We start from the raw sequence: 18,436 nt of genomic DNA on the forward strand, positions 1-18,436 counted from the left end.
TGCATCGGTTACGCTACCGCTAACCCATCCTACAAATAATTGTGCCTCCCTACTTAGGTTTTAGATTCGGCCCTTGTAAACAGTGAACAGTAATCAGTAATCACTGGACATCTTTAATAATTAAGATTTTAGCTTGGTTGAGAGCTTGAACAATTGTACTAAAATTTCCCAGAAGCAGTTTAAATCCCTGACAGCTTATAAACTTTAGCGGCTTAAATCGCACCATTGAGGGGAAATCCCCCTTAACTAGGTACGGTAAGCCCCTAGGAGCCGACAAACCGGTCAATCTAGAATAATCTTTAGGGTATAAAAGTAATCTCTTATAGAAAATGCAGCCAACCAATCCACAACAATTTACAGAAAAAGCTTGGGAGGCAATCGTCAAAACGCCGGACATTGCCAAACAGCACAGCCAGCAACAAATCGAAAGCGAACATCTAATGAAAGCCCTTCTCGAACAGGAGGGATTAGCGGGCAGTGTCTTTAGTAAAGCGAATATTAGTCTAGCCCGTTTGCGGGATCGAACCGATGACTTTATCCGTCGTCAACCGAAAATCTCTAACCCCGGCGACTCGATTTATTTAGGTCGTAGTTTAGATAGTTTACTCGATCGAGCGGAAAATTATCGCCGAGAATTTGGAGATGACTTTATCTCGATCGAGCATTTAATTTTAGGTTACGCTAAAGATGATCGCTTCGGTAAAAATATTTTTCAAGAATTCGGACTTACCGAAAACAAACTCAAAGAAATTATTCAACAAGTCAGAGGTAGTCAAAAAGTGACCGATCAGAATCCAGAAGGCAAATACGAGGCCCTAGAAAAATACGGACGGGATCTGACCCAATTGGCACGGGAAGGTAAATTAGACCCCGTAATTGGACGGGATGACGAAATCCGTCGCACCATTCAGATTCTCTCGCGTCGGACTAAAAATAACCCGGTTTTAATCGGGGAACCGGGAGTAGGAAAAACTGCCATTGTCGAAGGATTAGCCCAGCGGATTATTAACCGTGATGTGCCAGAATCTCTGTTAGATCGGACTCTCATTTCTCTCGATTTGGGTGGCTTAATTGCGGGAGCAAAATATCGCGGGGAATTTGAGGAAAGATTAAAAGCTGTCCTCAAGGAAGTCACCGATTCTCAAGGCAATATCATCATGTTTATTGATGAAATTCATACCGTTGTCGGTGCGGGAGCCACTCAAGGGGCAATGGATGCGGGCAATTTATTAAAACCAATGTTAGCCCGGGGTGAATTACGTTGTATTGGGGCCACTACCCTCGATGAATACCGCAAATATATCGAAAAAGATGCGGCGCTAGAAAGACGTTTTCAAGAGGTTTTAGTGGATGAACCAAATGTGGTCGATACTATTTCGATTCTTCGCGGTCTCAAAGAACGTTATGAGGTGCATCATGGGGTGAAAATTGCCGATAATGCTTTAGTGGCGGCGGCACTGCTTTCTAATCGTTATATTAGTGATCGCTTTTTGCCCGATAAGGCCATTGATTTAGTTGATGAAGCGGCGGCTAAATTGAAGATGGAAATCACCTCTAAACCAGAAGAACTCGATGAAATTGATCGCAAAATTCTCCAGTTAGAAATGGAAAAACTTTCCCTACAACGGGAATACGATCCAGCTTCGCGAGAACGGTTAGAAAAGTTAGAAAAAGAACTGGCTAACCTCAAGGAAGAACAATCGGGATTAAATGCCCAATGGCAAGGGGAAAAAGAGATTATCGATAAAGTTCGTGGGGTTAAAGAAGCGATCGAACAAGTTAATCTGGAAATTCAACAGGCCGAACGCGATTATGATTATAATCGGGCTGCGGAATTAAAGTTCGGAAAATTAACCGATCTGCAGCGGCAAATGTCCGCCCTAGAAACTCAATTGGCCGACAAACAAACCACCGGCAAAAGTTTATTAAGAGAAGAAGTTCTCGAATCGGATATCGCCGAAATTATCTCGAAATGGACGGGAATTCCTCTCAATAAATTAATCGAATCGGAAAAAGAAAAACTCCTCAATCTGGAAGAGGAATTACACGAAAGTGTCATCGGTCAAGAGGAAGCGGTCACAGCCGTAGCCGAAGCGATTCAACGTTCCCGCGCCGGTTTATCGGACCCCCACCGTCCCACGGCCAGCTTTATTTTCCTCGGTCCGACGGGTGTTGGTAAGACAGAATTGGCGAAAGCTTTAGCTCGCAATCTCTTTGACACCGAAGAGGCTCTAGTTCGCATCGATATGTCGGAATACATGGAAAAACACAGCGTTTCCCGTCTCATGGGTGCGCCTCCGGGATACGTCGGCTACGATGAAGGAGGACAATTAACCGAGGCAATCCGGCGTCGTCCCTACTCTGTCATCCTCTTTGATGAGATTGAAAAAGCCCATCCCGACGTTTTTAACGTTATGTTACAAATCCTTGACGATGGGCGCTTAACCGACTCTCAAGGTCATCTGGTTGATTTCAAAAATACCATCATTATTATGACCAGTAATATCGGTTCTCAATACATTTTAGACGTGGCCGGTGATGAGTCTCGTTATGAGGAAATGCAGGCCCGGGTGATGGAAGCAATGCGGAATAGTTTCCGTCCCGAATTCCTCAATCGTATCGATGAAACGATCATTTTCCATAGTTTACAAAAAGCACAACTGCGCTCGATTGTCAAACTACAGATCGGTAATCTCAGCGACCGCTTGATGGAACAAAAATTAGCCCTGAAATTTGCCGATATTGCCCTCGATTATCTAGCAGAAATTGGTTACGATCCAGTGTACGGTGCGCGACCCCTAAAACGAGCAGTACAAAGATATGTGGAAACTCCGATCGCTAAGGCAATTCTGCGCGGCGAATTTAAAGCGGGAGACACGATTTTTGTCGATGTGGCCGATGAAAGATTGACCTTTAAACGGTTAGCTTCCCCGGTAGTAACTGCTTAATTCGCAAGGGTGGGCAATGCTCACCCTTTGATTATTATGGAAGCAGGGGATTTTTGCTTGAATCTATGACTTTAACACTGCTCGCACCACCGGCTGAAATAATTCACCTGTCCGGGATTAGCTGGAAAACCTACGAAACGCTGCTCGCAGAAATGAGCGATCGCCGTCTCCGGCTGACCTACAATCGTGGCAATTTAGAAATCATGGCTCCTTCGACCGGACACGAAAGATTCAAGAAAGTGGCGGGGCGATTTGTTGAGACAATGGCTGAAGAACTCCGGATTCGGATAGAACCCTTGGGGTCAACCACCTTTAAACGCCCTCAATTAAGCGGTGCAGAACCAGATGAATGCTTTTACATTGATAATATTGAGGCGGTTCGGGGGAAAAAGCGACTGGACTTAAATGAAGACCCAGCACCGGATTTAGTCATAGAAATTGATGTCACCAGCAGTTCTCAAAATAGCCTTCAGGTTTATGCAGATCTAGGCGTGGCAGAGGTTTGGGTTTATAATGGGGAATCTCTGGTTATCCAACAATTACAAAATGGCACTTATATCACCTCCCCAACCAGTCGATTTTTTCCTAATTTACCCATCTTAGAAATTGCTATATTTTTACAACAAGCTGGCCAGACAGATTACCTAGAGTTAGTAAAAGCATTTCGGAATTGGGTAAGAAGTCAGTTGAAAAAATAAATCTGAACCGGAGGCTCAAAAAGGGAAATTAACAAGTTTCCCTTTTGGGTCGTCGGTCGTCAATACCAAATCAGGTTACACTTCATCGACCCGAAGGTTAATGCGGATGGAGGGACTCGAACCCACACATCGAAAAGATACTAGAACCTAAATCTAGCGCGTCTACCAATTCCGCCACATCCGCAAATATGTCAGCTTATTCCATCATAGCATAAGATACTATAGGAAAGATAAAATTTTTTATTCTTAATAATTTTATGCTCTTAGGTTTTGTCTTTCAGTCTCCCGGCCCCGTCTTCTGGGAGATCGGACCGATTTCGGTGCGCTGGTATGGATTTCTCATCGCTATGGCGGTATTATTGGGTGTCACCCTCTCCCAGTACCTCGCCCAAAAAAGAGCGATCAATCCCGATTTAATCGCTGATTTGGCCATTTGGTTAGTAGTGGGGGCCATACCTGCAGCCCGTCTGTACTATGTTCTGTTTCAGTGGCAAGAATACGCGCAAAATCCTGCTGATATTATCGCCATTTGGAAGGGAGGTATCGCTATTCACGGGGCAATTATCGGGGGTTTGCTGGCGGCCCTAATCTTTGCTCGCATTAATCGGGTTTCTCTTTGGCAATTACTCGATCTGGTGGCCCCTTCCGTCATTCTCGGTCAAGCGATCGGACGTTGGGGTAACTTTTTTAATTCGGAAGCTTTTGGCAGTCCGACTAATTTACCCTGGCGGTTGTTTATTCCTCCGGCTAGTCGTCCTTTAGAATATATCACCGTCGATTATTTTCACCCTACCTTTCTCTACGAATCTATCTGGAATCTGGGAGTTTTTGCCCTACTTATCTATCTATTTTTCTGGGGTTTAAAACACCCTAGCAAATTAAAAATTGGCACCCTTACCCTAGTCTATTTTATCGCCTACAGTCTAGGTAGATTCTGGATCGAGGGACTACGCACCGATAGTTTAATGTTTGGTCCTCTGAAAATGGCACAAATAATTAGTTTAGCAGCGATCGCTGTCGGTCTTTTCGGTTTATTCTGGTTATATAAACTCCAGCGTCCTTTACCGGATGTGGTGGCGACCGTCAGTTATAATCAAAAGTTACCCTAGCTAACCCTGACCATGGATCTAGTAACAATTTTTCAACAGGTTTTAAACGGTTTATCTATCGGTAGTGTCTATGCTATTTTTGCCCTCGGTTACACTTTGATTTTTTCCATTTTAGGGATTATCAATTTTGCCCATGGCGCAATTTTTACCCTCGGAGCCTATTTTACCTATGCTCTAGCGGGGGGAGTTTTCGGTTTTAATGGTTTATTGGCTAATGCCAAATTACCCTTTTCCTTACCCTTTTTTTTAGCACTCTTGCTAGGCTGTATCCTTTCAGGTTTCACCTCGGTTCTTCTGGAAAGATTGGCCTTTAAACCCCTCCGGGTACGGGGTTCCGATTCCCTCTTAACTTTGGTTTCTAGCCTAGGAGCAGCGGTGGTGATTGTCAATGTTATTCAATACTTAGTCGGGGCAGAAATTTATACTTTTCCCGATGGTATCTATGGCAATCTTCCCCCCGCAATTAATTTCGGTACAGATGATCGGCCCGTGGCAATTCGCACAATTCAGATTATTATTTTTCTGGTTTCAGCAGTTATGGTGGCTTTACTAACTTATTGGGTTAATTTTACCAAAATGGGCAAAGCTTTACAAGCGGTAGCGGAAGATGTCACCACGGCCAGTTTGTTGGGGATCAATCCCGAAAAATTTATCGTGATTACTTTTTTTATTAGTGGTGCCTTGGCAGGTTTAGCAGGAACTTTAGTCGGCTCTAGTGTTAGTATCGCTGGCCCCTATTTCGGTATTGCTTTCGGATTAAAAGGTTTAGGAGTGATTGTTTTAGGGGGATTGGGAAGTATCCCCGGAGCGGTCATCGGTGGTTTATTATTGGGTATTGCCGAAGCTTTTGTTCCCGCAGAATATTCCGGTTATCGAGAGGCGATCGCTTTTGCTATTCTCTTTATTATGTTGTTAGTTCGTCCCCAGGGTTTACTAGGCAGAAAGTTAATTGAAAAAGTCTAAGTAAGTTTAATTGGCCCGGAGAAAAACTGTTTTTCCCGACAAGGAAGATTGATAGGCAGCATAGGCCACTTCTAGGGCATAAAGACTGGCTTGGGGAGTAACATAGAGAGGAACCCGATCAAACAGATAATCTAGCACCATGGCGGTATCTTTGGCAAAAAGACCGCGACGGGTTTCCGCTTCTAAAGCTTGGCTACCTTGACTATTAATTAACTGCCCTTTTTCCCCTTCAAAAATTAAGCTGCCCCCCTCACCATGAATAGTGAAAGTTCGCTCATTTTGCCAAAAAACTTGGCCTTTACCGTAGGTAACTTCGGCAATTAAGCCATTTTTAAATAATAACTGCGCCTCACACAAACAGGCAAGAAAATAATCGGATTCCGAACCATTCCAATAACGACAATGACAGGATACGGACTCCACTTCCCCAAATAAATTAGTAAAGCGATGGATACGAGAAAGGGCTGCAATCAAAGGAAAACCGAATAAATCCCGATGAAATGTCCAGCGCTGGGGTGCTGGTCTGCCTGGGACGATCGTGGTATAACGGGCTAGGTGGATATTACCGAGGCTGGCTAAATATTGCTGTTGGGTTTGATGCAGTCCCCCCAAAAGTTCGATATGTTCGACGTGCAGTAATTTGTTCTCGGTTTCGGCTAGGGTGATTAATTCTGCTGCTGCCGCTGGGTGGAAAGCCAGAGGATACTCGACGATAACGTGCTTACCAGATTTTAAGGCCGTACGCGCAATCAAAGCATGGGACTGATTAACGTTGGCAATGACAATCAGATCGAGATCGGGATGGCTGGCCAGGCTTACTGCCGAATCTAGGGCAGAAATTTGGTATTTTTGCGAGAAATTAGCGATCGATTCGGGACTATTACCGCTAAAATACAGAAGCTCGGTGCGATCGTCGGCTTGCAAGCTTTCAGCACGACGTTGAGCGGCGAACCCTGTGCCAACTATACCAATTTTTAAGGGACGATGAGAAGTCATCAGGGGCATTCTGGCGACATTAATTATCGGGAAGTGGGGTGTGGGGTGCAGGGTGTGGGCTGTGGGGAGATAGGGGTGTGGGGAGATAGGGGTGTGGGGAGATAGGGGAATTTCAACTAAAACCCCAAAACCCTAAAACCCCAACTCCCTAAAACCCCAACTCTCAACTCCTGAATACTCTCTCCTGAATACTTTCTACTGAATTCTGCCTTTCCTAGCTTTATCTTTGCAATCAACTCATCTATTATCTCAAAAATAGCGCCATAAAAGATGTGGGGGGGGTGAATTCAGATTTTGAATGGACAACGCCAATTTTTTGCTCCTGTTTAGGCCTCAGATCTTCTAAACTGCCGTCGGTTGTCGGGGAGCATGACGACGAGGGGAAACCACCACGGGAGTGGGCGACACCGTACAGGTTAATTCTAGAGACTGTTCTAAACTAACCACCCGATTGAGTTGTTGCCATTCAGTGCTAAAAGGAGGCATCGCTAGAGCGCAGGCTTTCCAATGAGCTTCGACGGGAACATCTAGTTGTTGACAAGTGCCACCGCGCCGACCTTGGGTTTGATAGTATCGGCAGTATCGACAGGAAGAAGTAAGAAAGTTTGCTGCTTGCATGGGTGGGCTTTAAAAGGAAGATGATTATAAGGAACTCAAAGGATGACTCTCTTTTTGCTCTGTGTAATATTGTCCTACCCCGTGCCAAGGCTATTTTCCTGACTACCATAGCTAGAACTGTTATGCCATATAGTTTTTAGTGATCCCCAAAAAAAATTTTGTTTTTAGAATCTTTTAATAGTTACTTTGCAAAAAGCAGCACTGTCTCAAAACAGAGGAGTTTAACTCAGTTGTGGCCGCGGTTATCGGCTCTAGTATCGCCGATAACAAACCGGGGATCAAGCCTTAGCCGAATAGAATTGATGAATACAGGTTCAATTAAGACAGAAAAGATCGGCCAATTGATTCCCGACTCAAAAGCACTCTTTCCACAAGACTATAAAAAAAATTAATCTTTTACCCCAGCGGACTGGGCAAAACAAAAAGCACAACATTGCCAACGCTCAAGCTCTCCGGAGGGAGTGGGAGACTGACAACGAGGACAAATCGGCCAGGATCGGGTTCTGTGAACTATTTTCTGGCTCCAACTCTCTAAACCGTCCAGTTGCCGGGGATTTTCTGGCGGTTTTTCCGGGGTGACATAACTAGGATGATCTCTGAGGGAATTAGGTGCGATCGCTTCTGGGGGAATTAACTTACTATCCTGCTGCCAACGGGCAGCAGAAAAGCGCATATCGCTCAGGGAAGTCTCTAACTGACTATTAAGCCGTTTTAATAAGCTATAGCGTTGTAAGGACAATTCCTGTGCTAAAGCGGCGCTACTGGTAGCCACCGATAAAACCCCGCGACTCAGGGAAAAAGGCCGGGTTTGCTCCAGCAGACGGGGATTAATAATTTTTGGCCATAATTGCAGCACTTGCTCGTAGTGGCAATATTCTTCCCAACCCGCCTGTTGAGTAATAGCCGCCAAAATTTTGTCAAGAGAATGTAAAGACATCTGGAAAATCTAGAGAGTACCACGTTAGACTAGGACGAAAAAACCCCTAAGTAGCTGGTTATAATTAAATTAAAAATGGATTTTAGATTCGATCCCCCCTGCCCCCCTTGATAAGGGGGGTGCCGATCCCCCCTTAGTCCCCCCTTGATAAGGGGGGTTTCTGATAATTTTTAACGCCTACCTACTTAACTTTTCAGCATAACCCTATAATACCGTCATGAAATCCGATCGACCCCCATCCCGCCAAGATTTGCCTCTCTCGATCGTCCATCAACCCAGTTCAGCCATCGATCCCGCTCAGAAACCAGAATACCTAGAAGCTTCTGTCATCAATGTCTATCCCCAAGCTAAAGATATCTTTTTTACCCCTTGGGGTATCCGGGCAATGGTGATCTTTTTAATGGCTAATAGTCTCCTCTCTCTCAATCAATGGTTAACCAGCACCACCCCCACCCCGAGGAAAGCTGAGAATTCCCCCCGGGAGCAGCACCAAAATAACTCCCGCCACCTCGATCGATTGATAGCGATCGCTCGTCCAGTACAGAAAACCCCTCAAACCAGTCCGATCGCTAATATTCCCGCTCCTCCCCTTAAAACCAGTCCGATCGCTAACATTCCCGCCCCACCGGTGGTTCAGCCTCCCCCCACCGCTATCAATCTGACTAACGCCCTCTTACCCCCGAATCCGCCACCGTCCCTCATGCCCGCCCATCAATTACCCGTCAGTAAGATCAAGCAATCTTTACCCGTCGCCCCCTCTTCCCCCGCTACCCCGCCCGTATCTTCCCTAGTTTCCGCACCACCACCACCACCGACCAAAGTCACCCCCGCCCCCTCTCCGGCGGTCATTAACGAACGAATGTTAGAGGAATTGCGTCAAAGAGAAGAATCACCCGCTAATTTACCCTTTTTTCAACGGGAAAAAGCCCGTCGCTTGGCCGATCAAAACCGACAGGATGCGGCCGAGTTGATGAAACAGTTACCGCCAGAATTACAAGTGGCCCCTTCTCCCAGCAGTCCGCCACCTTCAGAAACAGTCAATCCCTCCCAGTCCCCCGTCCCTAGTTCTATCATTATTGATAGGAGCGGCACTTCGGTAAACTACTAGGGTTGGTATCGGGAGGACGGCAATGGGTTTGTTAGATCGCATGGGCCAAGCAATTCGCGCCCAAGTCAATAGTCTGATTCAGGAAAACCAAGATCCAGAAAAACTGCTGGAAAAGGCCATCTTGGCCATGGAAGGGGAATTGATGCAAATGCGACAAGCCCTGGCGGCAGCCGTCGCTACCCAGAAACGTACCGAGCGCCAAAGACAACAACAGGAAAAAGCCGCTCAAACTTGGCACGAACGCGCCCAATTAGCCCTAGATCACGGTAACGAAGAACTCGCCCGCCAAGCTCTCAGCCAATGGCAAACCTATCAGAGTCAGATCGCCCCCCTACAAACCTCCCTGCAACAACAAACGGCTATTATACAAAAATTAAAGAAAGAACTCTTGACAATTGAACGCAAATATGCTGAGATGAAAGCACAGAAAAGCCTTTATGTGGCCAGATTGCGATCAGCGAGCGCCAGTCAAAAAGCTCAAGAAATTATGGGCAGTTTGAACAGCGGTCAGATGGGGACTATTTTTGAGAAATTAGAAGCAAAAGTCCTAGAAGCCGAATCCCAAGCCGATTTAATCCAGTATAAAGACCCCTTAGAGCGACAATTCCAAGATTTAGAGGGACAAAAACAAATTGAAGCGGAATTACTCAAGTTAAAACAAGAAAACTTGGATGGGTGATAGGGAATTATAAATTATGAATTATGAATTATGAAGTGGGGTGTAGGGTGTGGGGAGAAAAAAGCTGTCTCCTGTCTCCTTACTCTTGACTGTTGACTCCTAACTCCTATCCCCTATCCTAGCTCTCGTGGTTTATATTGGATAATAAGCCGTTAGGCAAGATGGGAAATTTTAAGAACAGTTAACTGATTTAGTACACACTGAGAGGAACAAGAGCGTCATGGGTTTATTTGATCGCCTTAGCCGAGTTGTCCGAGCTAACCTCAATGATATGGTGAGCAAGGCTGAAGATCCAGAAAAAATGCTGGAGCAAGCTGTCAGTGATATGCAAGAGGATCTAGTACAGGTACGTCAAGCGGTTGCTAGAGCGATCGCAGAACAGCGACAAACGGAACAAAAATACAGCAAAGACCAGTCAGAAGCCAATAAATGGGAACAAAGAGCCAAATTAGCCCTTTCTAAAGGGGATGAAAACCTCGCCAGGGAAGCTCTTAAACGCAAGAAAGATCTAACAGAAACCGCCGCCATTCTCAAAAATCAACTGGATCAGCAAACGGTACAGGTAGATAGTCTGAGAAAAAACTTGATTGCGCTCGAAAGTAAGATTTCTGAGGCAAAAACCAAGAAAAATATGTTGGTAGCTCGCTCCAGAGCCGCAAAAGCTAACGAACAAATCCAGAAAACCCTTGGCAGTATCAATACCAGTAGTTCCGTGGATGCTTTTGAGCGCATGGAAGAAAAAGTTATGCAGTTAGAAGCCAGTAGTCAAGCGCTCGCTGAATTGGGTCCTAGCGACATGGAACGTCAATTCGCTGCCCTAGAATCGGGCAGCGATGTGGATGATGAATTAGCAATGCTAAAAGCACAAATGTCCGGGGGAGCATTACCCGGTACAACTTCTAGTCAACCCACTTTACCCCAAGCAACCACCGTCAGGGATTCGGTAGTGGATGCAGAATTAGAGGAATTGCGATCGAAGTTGAAAGAACTGTAAAACTTTGAGAGCGTCGAGACGTACTATCTACGGTACGTCTCTATTTATTAATTTTGTTGTTGAGATAGGGAATAAGCTAAAACGCATTTTAACCGCCTATCCTTAGATTAGTTCTCTCCTCCGACGTCGGGGTAGGGTTGATTCATGAATCAACCCTACTATGAATCAACCCTACTATGAATCAACCCTACTATGAATTAACCCTACTATGAATTAACCCTAACATGAATTAACCCTAACATGAATCAACCCTAACATGAATTAACCCTACTATGAATTAACCCTAGGGGCAAGGGGGGGTGTTGCCTCTTGGCTCATCTCAACAAGCAATTTAAATACTTAACATCTTCTTAATTGCTACTCATAATTAACCATCACTATTATGCGGGATGATTTATCTAATTTACGTTCCTCAATTATCGAAGTAATTGCCTTACAAAAAAGAGCCGAACAACAGTACAACCAGGCACAAGCTGAGGTTTTAAAATGGCAAGAAAGAGTTAAACTCGCCCTAGATAAAGGTGATGAGTCTCTGGCACAAGAAGCTAATATAAAGAAAAAACATCACATTAATACCGCAAATATTATTAAAAATCAACTGGAAAAACTGAATATCCAAGTTGATAAACTGAAAGAAAAATTGCCGATTTTAGAAAGAAAGATTAACGAAAAAAGTATCGGCAGTATAGATACTATTTACCCTTCAGCTTTTGAGCGCATGGAAGCAAAATTTATGCAGTCAGAAGCCAGTAGTCAAGCGATTGGTGAATTGAGTCCTAGCGACATGGAACGGGGGTTCTTCTAGATTCTGTGTGATAAGTTTAACTTACATAGGATCGATCGATCTTTGTGTCCTTTGTGTCTCTGTGGTTCGTTCCACTCACTGCCCCAAGACTGTATCTTAGAATACATTTTACCCACCAAACCTGGGAGAGCCGAACGGGTATTCGTTGGACTAGAAGCGAGTAGCGATGTGGATGATGAATTAGCACTGCTAAAAGCACAAATGTTACTGGGTAAAACTGCCCATCCACCCACCCTCAAGGATTCAGCAGTAGATGCAGAAATAGAGGAATTGCGATCGAAGTTAAAAGAACTGTAAAACTTTGAGATTGTCGAGACGTATTGCAGCCCTTCTCATCAATATGAAGTATAGCCTAATCTGGTATCTAAGACCGAAGACTAGCTAATGTTAACCGTTTTGGCGTTTCCCAGAACGAAAACTTTGTACCTCATCATTATAAAAAAAATTCCCAAACAATGCCGCTCAAAACCCTTTAATTCTGAAGATAATCCTAAGATTCAGCCCGAAAAAGAGCCAGAAAGGTGAGGATAGCTAGGATGGAAGTGAAAAGCAATTTTGACTCGAAATTATCCCAAGGGATCGATCGCATTTAACGAAACCCTTACCCCAACAGCATAAGACAAGAGAAGGACTTATTAAGGAGAAACCCAGCCATGAAAATCGGCGTAATCAAAGAAAGTGACCAAGGCGAGGCGCGGGTGGCGCTAGTGCCGGATACCGTCGCCCGTTTAGTCAAGGCGGGATTTGAGGTAATGGTCCAAAATGGGGCGGGAATTAGCGCTAACTTTGCCGATAGTGCCTATAGTGCCGTGGGATCCGCCCTGAGCGAAAACAGCGAATATATCTATGAAACTGCCGATATTATTCTCAAAGTCGTCCCTCCTAGCGATAGCGAGATCGATCGCCTGAAAGGTGGCGGTATCCTCATCGGCTTTCTCGATCCCCTGCGTCAACCCCGGCGCATTGCCAAATTAGCCGAGCGCGGGATTACAGCTTTGAGCATGGAATTAATTCCCCGCAGTAGTCGCGCCCAGAGTATGGATGCCCTCTCCTCTCAGGCTAACCTCGCCGGTTACAAAGCGGTACTCCTCGCCGCCGTTGAGCTGCCGAAAATGTTCCCGATGATGACTACCGCCGCCGGTACGATCGCCCCCGCCAAAGTGCTGGTATTGGGGGCAGGAGTCGCTGGATTGCAAGCTTGCGCTACCGCCCGCCGTTTGGGGGCAGTGGTGGAGGCTTTTGATATTCGTCCCCAAGTCAAAGAAGAAGTGCAGAGTGTCGGGGCGAAATTTATTGAAATGCCCCTAGAAGAAGATACCGTCGCCGATAACGGTTATGCCAAAGAGGTTTCTCTTAGCACACAGGAGCGCATTTGTCAAGCCCTAACGGAACCAATTAAGCGGGCTGATGTGGTGATCACCACCGCCCAAGTACCGGGGAAACAGGCCCCGCTGCTAGTCACCAAAGAAATGATCGCCACCATGAAAGCGGGGTCGGTAATCGTTGATTTAGCGGCGGAACAGGGCGGAAATTGCGCCTACACCCAACCGGGACGAGAAATCATCGAAAATGGGGTAAAAATCGTCGGAGCCGTTAATCTTCCTGCCACAGTGGCCACCAATGCCAGCCAGATGTACGCCAAAAACCTGCAAATGCTGCTACAGCTTCTAGTCAGCAAAGAGGGCAGTTTAAACCTCGATTTTGCCGATGACATCATTGATAGTGCCTGTGTCACCCACGCTGGCGAAATCCGCAACCAACGCATTAAATCCGCCCTCAGTGAACAGTTATCCGCTTTTTAGCTATCAGGATTCAGGAGGCAGGAGTCAGGAGTTAGGAGTTAGGAGTCAGGAGTCAGAAGGCAGCTTTGTTCTCCCCACTTCCCACTTCATAATTCATAATTCATAATTCATAATTCATAATTCCCCAATCCCCCACTTCCCCATCCCCCCATCCCCCCATCCCCCCCAATCCCCCACTTCCCAATCCCCAACCCCTATCCCCTTTTTAATTAACCAATGACTGCCCAACTTTTAACCGCTTTAGTGGTATTTGTCCTCGCTTCCTTTGTCGGTTTCGAGGTGATCAATAAAGTTCCTCCCACTCTCCATACACCCCTGATGTCGGGAGCGAATGCAATTTCAGGTATCGCCGTTGTCGGTGCGCTCCTCATCGCCGGAGGCACGGATTGGCACGAATTAACCGTAATTTTAGGGTTAATTGCCGTTATTTTGGCGATGGTTAACGTGGTCGGTGGTTTTGTCGTTACCGATCGAATGCTGCAAATGTTCAAGAAAAAAGAGGCTAAATCATGAATAATGCCCTGATCACAGGGATCGAGTTATCCTATCTACTCGCCGCCATTTTATTTATCATCGGTCTTAAACAATTATCTTCCCCCGCTACCGCCCGTCAAGGCAATTTTCTGGCCGCCATCGGGATGCTAATCGCCGTTATTGCCACCTTAATCAATCAAGAAATCCTCAGCTATGGTTTAATCGCCGTGGCGTTGGTGATTGGCTCAATTATCGGCCTGGTTTCGGCGCAAAAAGTCCCGATGACGGCTATGCCCCAAATGGTGGCGATTTTTAACGGTTTAGGCGGTGCTGCCAGTGCTTTAATTGCCATGGGCGAATACTGGCGTTTACTGCAAAGTGGTGAAAATATTGCCTTTGACTCGATACTGATCGCTATTTTGGGTATATTGATCGGCGGTGTCACTTTTACCGGCAGTGTCCTCGCTTTTGCCAAATTACAGGAATTAATCAGTGGCGCGCCCGTAACTTTTCCTTTCCAACAACCCTTTAACATTCTCTTGCTACTCACCTTTTTAGGGGGTAGTGTCTATCTCTTTTTTGATCCCACCTCGATCGATGTTTTCCTGACCTTGGTGGCACTTTCCCTAATTTTCGGGGCTTTATTCGTGCTTCCCATCGGCGGCGGCGATATGCCGGTGGTTATCTCCCTCTTAAACTCTTTTTCGGGACTTGCCGCCAGCGTGGTCGGTTTTATCCTGATGAATAGTATGCTGATCATCGCCGGTGCTTTGGTGGGTGCGTCGGGGATTATCCTGACTCAGATCATGTGTAAAGCCATGAATCGATCGCTGGCTAGTGTACTATTTGGAGCATTTGGTACAGGTGCTAGTGCCGGAGGCGAAGCGAGCGCCACTTCTAGCCTTGATAAATCGGTTCATGCGATCGATTCAGAAGAAGGGGCAATGATGCTCGGTTATGCGCGTTCTGTGGTGATTGTACCCGGTTACGGCATGGCGGTGGCCCAAGCACAACACGCGGTGCGAGAATTGGCTGAACAGTTGGAAAAAAATGGCGTTGAGGTTAAATATGCTATTCACCCCGTGGCGGGAAGAATGCCCGGCCACATGAATGTATTATTGGCCGAAGCTAATGTTCCCTATCCGCAACTCTACGACATGGATGATATTAATCCTGAGTTTGAGCGCGTCGATGTGGCCTTAATTATTGGGGCGAATGATGTGGTTAATCCCGCTGCCCGTCACGATAAAGCTAGTCCCATTTATGGAATGCCAATTCTCGACGTGGATAAGGCACAGCACACGATCGTGATTAAGCGCAGTATGCGATCGGGTTTTGCCGGGGTAGAAAACGAATTATTCTACAATCCCAAAACCTTTATGCTCTTTGGTAGCGCTCAAGATGTGGTAGCACAATTAGTATCACAAGTCAAGGATTTGTCATAATTCTTGACAAATAGGACGGGGTTTTCACCCCGTCTTTTTTTTTATCCGATTTTCCAGAGTTTAAAGATAATCCAGAACTAATTCCCCTTTGCTCACTTTTTCGGTAATTAAAGTTCTGACTAACTCTAATTCTTCCAGGGTCACTTTACCATCAGACCTCATAGCTAGGGCGATTCTTTCCCTTTCTCCTTGAGTGATCACGCCATCAACACTAGCCTGTTCGATAATAGCCCGTAACTTTTCTAGTTCCTGTTGTTCTTCTGCGGTTAATTCTGCTTGATTAGGGCGAGATATTTCCATAAAAATTTCTCCTTGAGTGATCAATACAAACTTGATAATTTTTTTCTAAGTAGTAGAAGCCATGGCAGTTATCCCCAGTCAGGATCAGCAATCAGGGACAATGATTTTAGCAAGAGCTAGACCTTGATTCTTGACAGGGAGCCACTAAACCTCAACAGACGATCGATGATAACTGATAGAGCTTACAGTATAGTGATTAATAGAAGCATTTTGCAAAGAATTATCGAGATAAAGAATGGATATTCGATCGACTGACACCTCGCTCCTTACTTGGACAGGAGATACTTTAGCCCTAGGTTTACCAGAAGGAGCCGTAGAGATTGCAGGAGAATTGGCAGAATTAAACAATAAACTGGGGGGAACCCTAGAGGAACTCATCTCCGAGACGGAATTCGAGGGAAAATTAGGCAGTAGTGCGGCCACTCGTCTAGGTGGTGGTGGTCCGATTCGCAAATTAATCCTGGTGGGATTGGGAAAAACTGCCGATTTCGACCTGCAAACCCTGCGTCTAGCGGCCGCTGCCATCGCTCGTCTGGCCAAACAACAAAAAAGCCAAGCTCTGGCCATCAGTTTACCGGTAGTTGGTGATCAGTCCGCCACCGCCGGAGCAATCACGGAAGGGCTGCTGTTGGCCACCCATCAGGATACCCGCTTCAAGTCCACTAAGGAGGAAAAAGGAGCCAAATTAGAAACCGTCGAGTTATTGGGTTTAGGAGAGCAAACATCTGCGATCGCCAAAGCCGAGCAAATCTGTTCCGGGGTGATTCTGGCCAGAGAATTAGTCAATGCTCCCGCGAACACCGTCACCCCCCTGACCATGGCAGAAACCGCCGAGCAAATTGCCGCCGAATACGGATTAAGTCTCAAAATTCTGGAACAGGAAGAATGCGAAAGCTTGGGCATGGGAGCCTTCCTAGGAGTGGCCAAAGCCTCGGATATTCCCCCGAAATTCCTTCATTTAATCTATAAACCCCAAGGAACACCGAAACGTAAACTAGCAATCGTTGGCAAAAGTCTAACCTTTGATTCCGGCGGTTTGAATATTAAAGGGGCCGGCAGTGGCATCGAAACCATGAAAATGGATATGGGGGGTGGTGCCGCTACCCTAGGCGCAGCCAAGGCGATCGCTCAATTACGGCCAGAAGTGGAAGTACACTTTATCTGTCCGGCTACGGAAAATATGATTAGTGGTCGCGCTATGCACCCCGGGGACATTTTAACCGCTTCTAACGGCAAAACTATTGAAGTCAATAACACCGATGCCGAGGGACGATTAACCCTGGCCGATGGCTTGGTTTTTGCGGAAAAATTAGCGGTGGATGCGATCGTGGATCTAGCCACTTTAACCGGGGCCTGTGTCGTTGCCTTGGGGGACGATATCGCCGGTTTATGGAGTAGCGATGAGAGTCTCGCGGATCAACTCCAACAGGCCGCCAAATTAGCCGGCGAAAAATTCTGGCCAATGCCTCTAGAAGAAAAATATTTCGAGGGGATGAAGTCTCAAATTGCCGATATGAAAAACACCGGCCCGCGCCCCGGCGGTTCCATTACAGCCGCTTTATTTTTGAAGCAATTCATTAATAATACTCCCTGGCTGCACCTAGACATCGCAGGTCCGGTCTGGTGCGATAAGGAAAATGGCGTTAATAATTCCGGGGCCACCGGTTTTCCCGTCCGCACTCTAGTTAATTGGGTCATGGCCAATAATTAATTTATCGGTGATCGGTAAGCGGTATTAAGTGAGGAGTATTTTCACTGATTACTGTTTACTAATCCCTGAAAAATCTGCCCCACCCCTGACCCCTATCTCAAGGTCGCGAGAGGACTCCCGTTAAACTGCGTAGCGGTTAACGGGAGATGAATCGCGACCAGAATGAAACTAACGCGGTAGCGTTTCCACTTTCCGGGAGTTTTGGTTCTCGACGTATTTTTTTAGTTGTTCGACAGTAACGTCGCCACAACTAGCCACGAAATAAGCTCCCGCCCAAAAATAGGGTTTGTTGTCGAAATACTTTGCCGCCAAATCTGGAAATTCTTGTCTAATTAAGCGACTACTAACTGTTTTAAGGTTAGCGATTAGTTTGGTCCATGATTGTAATCAGTTGAAATATTGGGCGGTAAGTGTTATAATTTAACTATACATCACATCACGAAACTAACGACAGTGATAACGCTTACCTACCAGTACAAACTAAAGGTAAACAGACAACAGGAGATAATCCACATTCTTGATGTTTGCAAAAGCGTTTATAATTACGCTCTTTCAGAACGGAAAGATTGGTTAAACTCTCGAAAGTGTCTTGCGGATCACTGTTCGCTAGTTTCCGAGTACATAATTCCTGCGGATGAACCCTATCCTAATTACTTTGTTCAAGCCAAAAATCTAACGGAAGCTAAAAAAGTTTATCCGATATTAAAGACGGTTAACGCTCAAGTTTTACAGCAAGTCTTAAAAACTTTAGATAAGGCGTTTAACCAGATGAAATCGAAAGGCTTCGGCTTTCCTAGATTTAAGAAAAAGATGCGAAGTTTTGTTTTTCCTGCGCTCTCAAAAAGCTTT

The 18,436-nt window shown here is 45.8% G+C and carries 18 protein-coding genes, 1 tRNA gene and 1 pseudogene; 14 read left to right on the top strand and 6 right to left on the bottom strand.

The annotated features are described in order from the left end of the window. The first annotated feature begins 329 nt into the window (after positions 1 to 329). Together clpB and MICAI_RS21780 are read left to right on the top strand one after the other, a co-directional pair. Positions 330 to 2,948, top strand: coding sequence for an ATP-dependent chaperone ClpB (clpB, locus tag MICAI_RS21775; RefSeq protein WP_008207150.1), 2,619 nt, complete (start codon positions 330 to 332; stop codon positions 2,946 to 2,948). A 65-nt stretch (positions 2,949 to 3,013) separates the two neighbouring features. Next, a complete protein-coding gene (locus MICAI_RS21780) occupies positions 3,014 to 3,646 on the top strand; it encodes a Uma2 family endonuclease (RefSeq protein WP_008207152.1) in 633 nt (210 codons plus the stop codon). Positions 3,647 to 3,747: 101 nt separating this feature from the next. On the opposite strand, the gene MICAI_RS21785 is transcribed toward MICAI_RS21780, so the two are convergent. Beyond that, positions 3,748 to 3,830: transfer RNA gene (locus tag MICAI_RS21785), tRNA-Leu, on the bottom strand. A gap of 73 nt (positions 3,831 to 3,903) precedes the next feature. On the opposite strand from MICAI_RS21785, the gene lgt reads away from it, so the two are divergent. Continuing rightward, positions 3,904 to 4,755 carry a prolipoprotein diacylglyceryl transferase gene (lgt, locus tag MICAI_RS21790; protein ID WP_008207155.1) on the top strand — a complete coding sequence of 284 codons (852 nt, stop codon included), beginning with the start codon at positions 3,904 to 3,906 and terminating at the stop codon, positions 4,753 to 4,755. A 12-nt stretch (positions 4,756 to 4,767) separates the two neighbouring features. Further along, positions 4,768 to 5,718: a branched-chain amino acid ABC transporter permease gene (locus MICAI_RS21795; RefSeq protein ID WP_008207158.1), complete on the top strand. Its 951-nt coding sequence runs from the start codon at positions 4,768 to 4,770 to the stop codon at positions 5,716 to 5,718. Between the two features lie 6 nt (positions 5,719 to 5,724). On the opposite strand, the gene MICAI_RS21800 is transcribed toward MICAI_RS21795, so the two are convergent. From MICAI_RS21800 to MICAI_RS21810, 3 genes are all read right to left on the bottom strand, one after another. After that, a complete protein-coding gene (locus MICAI_RS21800) occupies positions 5,725 to 6,723 on the bottom strand; it encodes a Gfo/Idh/MocA family protein (RefSeq protein WP_008207160.1) in 999 nt (332 codons plus the stop codon). A 333-nt stretch (positions 6,724 to 7,056) separates the two neighbouring features. Beyond that, entirely contained in the window at positions 7,057 to 7,332 is a 276-nt protein-coding gene (locus tag MICAI_RS21805) for a hypothetical protein (protein ID WP_002797302.1), read from the bottom strand. 388 nt (positions 7,333 to 7,720) lie between these two features. Continuing rightward, positions 7,721 to 8,269, bottom strand: a complete 549-nt coding sequence (locus tag MICAI_RS21810; RefSeq protein ID WP_008207162.1) for a DUF721 domain-containing protein — start codon at positions 8,267 to 8,269, stop codon at positions 7,721 to 7,723. Positions 8,270 to 8,486: 217 nt separating this feature from the next. On the opposite strand from MICAI_RS21810, the gene MICAI_RS21815 reads away from it, so the two are divergent. From MICAI_RS21815 to MICAI_RS21850, 8 genes are all read left to right on the top strand, one after another. Then, entirely contained in the window at positions 8,487 to 9,377 is an 891-nt protein-coding gene (locus tag MICAI_RS21815) for a hypothetical protein (RefSeq protein ID WP_008207165.1), read from the top strand. Positions 9,378 to 9,399: 22 nt separating this feature from the next. After that, on the top strand, positions 9,400 to 10,056 hold the full coding sequence (locus MICAI_RS21820; RefSeq protein WP_008207167.1) for a PspA/IM30 family protein: 657 nt from the start codon (positions 9,400 to 9,402) through the stop codon (positions 10,054 to 10,056). Between the two features lie 220 nt (positions 10,057 to 10,276). Beyond that, on the top strand, positions 10,277 to 11,050 hold the full coding sequence (locus MICAI_RS21825; protein ID WP_008207169.1) for a PspA/IM30 family protein: 774 nt from the start codon (positions 10,277 to 10,279) through the stop codon (positions 11,048 to 11,050). 382 nt (positions 11,051 to 11,432) lie between these two features. After that, complete coding sequence (locus MICAI_RS24700; protein ID WP_008207170.1) at positions 11,433 to 11,855, top strand: PspA/IM30 family protein; 423 nt, start codon at positions 11,433 to 11,435, stop codon at positions 11,853 to 11,855. Positions 11,856 to 11,897: 42 nt separating this feature from the next. Beyond that, positions 11,898 to 12,152, top strand: a complete 255-nt coding sequence (locus MICAI_RS26165) for a hypothetical protein (RefSeq protein ID WP_008207172.1) — start codon at positions 11,898 to 11,900, stop codon at positions 12,150 to 12,152. 356 nt (positions 12,153 to 12,508) lie between these two features. Then, positions 12,509 to 13,657 (top strand): Re/Si-specific NAD(P)(+) transhydrogenase subunit alpha, encoded by a 1,149-nt coding sequence (locus MICAI_RS21840; RefSeq protein ID WP_008207174.1) that lies wholly within the window; start codon positions 12,509 to 12,511, stop codon positions 13,655 to 13,657. A gap of 216 nt (positions 13,658 to 13,873) precedes the next feature. After that, positions 13,874 to 14,170, top strand: a complete 297-nt coding sequence (locus tag MICAI_RS21845; protein WP_002733247.1) for an NAD(P) transhydrogenase subunit alpha — start codon at positions 13,874 to 13,876, stop codon at positions 14,168 to 14,170. Then, positions 14,167 to 15,576 carry an NAD(P)(+) transhydrogenase (Re/Si-specific) subunit beta gene (locus MICAI_RS21850; RefSeq protein WP_008207177.1) on the top strand — a complete coding sequence of 470 codons (1,410 nt, stop codon included), beginning with the start codon at positions 14,167 to 14,169 and terminating at the stop codon, positions 15,574 to 15,576. The genes MICAI_RS21845 and MICAI_RS21850 overlap by 4 nt, the downstream gene beginning before the upstream one ends. 60 nt (positions 15,577 to 15,636) lie before the next feature. Here the strand turns inward: MICAI_RS21850 and MICAI_RS21855 are convergent, their stop codons facing one another. Continuing rightward, complete coding sequence (locus MICAI_RS21855; protein WP_002757689.1) at positions 15,637 to 15,876, bottom strand: hypothetical protein; 240 nt, start codon at positions 15,874 to 15,876, stop codon at positions 15,637 to 15,639. Between the two features lie 235 nt (positions 15,877 to 16,111). Between MICAI_RS21855 and MICAI_RS21860 the strand changes: the two genes are divergently transcribed. Beyond that, a complete protein-coding gene (locus MICAI_RS21860; RefSeq protein WP_008207180.1) occupies positions 16,112 to 17,587 on the top strand; it encodes a leucyl aminopeptidase in 1,476 nt (491 codons plus the stop codon). Positions 17,588 to 17,755: 168 nt separating this feature from the next. On the opposite strand, the pseudogene MICAI_RS24705 reads toward MICAI_RS21860, so the two are convergent. After that, positions 17,756 to 17,962, bottom strand: a pseudogene (locus MICAI_RS24705) (transposase); the annotation flags it as partial. A 78-nt stretch (positions 17,963 to 18,040) separates the two neighbouring features. Here MICAI_RS24705 and MICAI_RS21865 point away from each other — a divergent pair. Further along, a partial coding sequence (locus MICAI_RS21865) for a helix-turn-helix domain-containing protein (protein WP_039900710.1) occupies positions 18,041 to 18,436 on the top strand: 396 nt, incomplete at its 3' end.

It is taken from the genome of Microcystis sp. T1-4, from assembly GCF_000297435.1.
Classification (GTDB): Bacteria; Cyanobacteriota; Cyanobacteriia; order Cyanobacteriales; family Microcystaceae; genus Microcystis.

Coding starts and splice junctions, on each gene's coding strand:
- clpB (WP_008207150.1), top strand. CDS start 330: ATGCAGCCAACCAATCCACAACAATTTACAGAAAAAGCTTGGGAGGCA.
- MICAI_RS21780 (WP_008207152.1), top strand. CDS start 3,014: ATGACTTTAACACTGCTCGCACCACCGGCTGAAATAATTCACCTGTCC.
- lgt (WP_008207155.1), top strand. CDS start 3,904: ATGCTCTTAGGTTTTGTCTTTCAGTCTCCCGGCCCCGTCTTCTGGGAG.
- MICAI_RS21795 (WP_008207158.1), top strand. CDS start 4,768: ATGGATCTAGTAACAATTTTTCAACAGGTTTTAAACGGTTTATCTATC.
- MICAI_RS21800 (WP_008207160.1), bottom strand. CDS start 6,723: ATGCCCCTGATGACTTCTCATCGTCCCTTAAAAATTGGTATAGTTGGC.
- MICAI_RS21805 (WP_002797302.1), bottom strand. CDS start 7,332: ATGCAAGCAGCAAACTTTCTTACTTCTTCCTGTCGATACTGCCGATAC.
- MICAI_RS21810 (WP_008207162.1), bottom strand. CDS start 8,269: ATGTCTTTACATTCTCTTGACAAAATTTTGGCGGCTATTACTCAACAG.
- MICAI_RS21815 (WP_008207165.1), top strand. CDS start 8,487: ATGAAATCCGATCGACCCCCATCCCGCCAAGATTTGCCTCTCTCGATC.
- MICAI_RS21820 (WP_008207167.1), top strand. CDS start 9,400: ATGGGTTTGTTAGATCGCATGGGCCAAGCAATTCGCGCCCAAGTCAAT.
- MICAI_RS21825 (WP_008207169.1), top strand. CDS start 10,277: ATGGGTTTATTTGATCGCCTTAGCCGAGTTGTCCGAGCTAACCTCAAT.
- MICAI_RS24700 (WP_008207170.1), top strand. CDS start 11,433: ATGCGGGATGATTTATCTAATTTACGTTCCTCAATTATCGAAGTAATT.
- MICAI_RS21840 (WP_008207174.1), top strand. CDS start 12,509: ATGAAAATCGGCGTAATCAAAGAAAGTGACCAAGGCGAGGCGCGGGTG.
- MICAI_RS21845 (WP_002733247.1), top strand. CDS start 13,874: ATGACTGCCCAACTTTTAACCGCTTTAGTGGTATTTGTCCTCGCTTCC.
- MICAI_RS21850 (WP_008207177.1), top strand. CDS start 14,167: ATGAATAATGCCCTGATCACAGGGATCGAGTTATCCTATCTACTCGCC.
- MICAI_RS21855 (WP_002757689.1), bottom strand. CDS start 15,876: ATGGAAATATCTCGCCCTAATCAAGCAGAATTAACCGCAGAAGAACAA.
- MICAI_RS21860 (WP_008207180.1), top strand. CDS start 16,112: ATGGATATTCGATCGACTGACACCTCGCTCCTTACTTGGACAGGAGAT.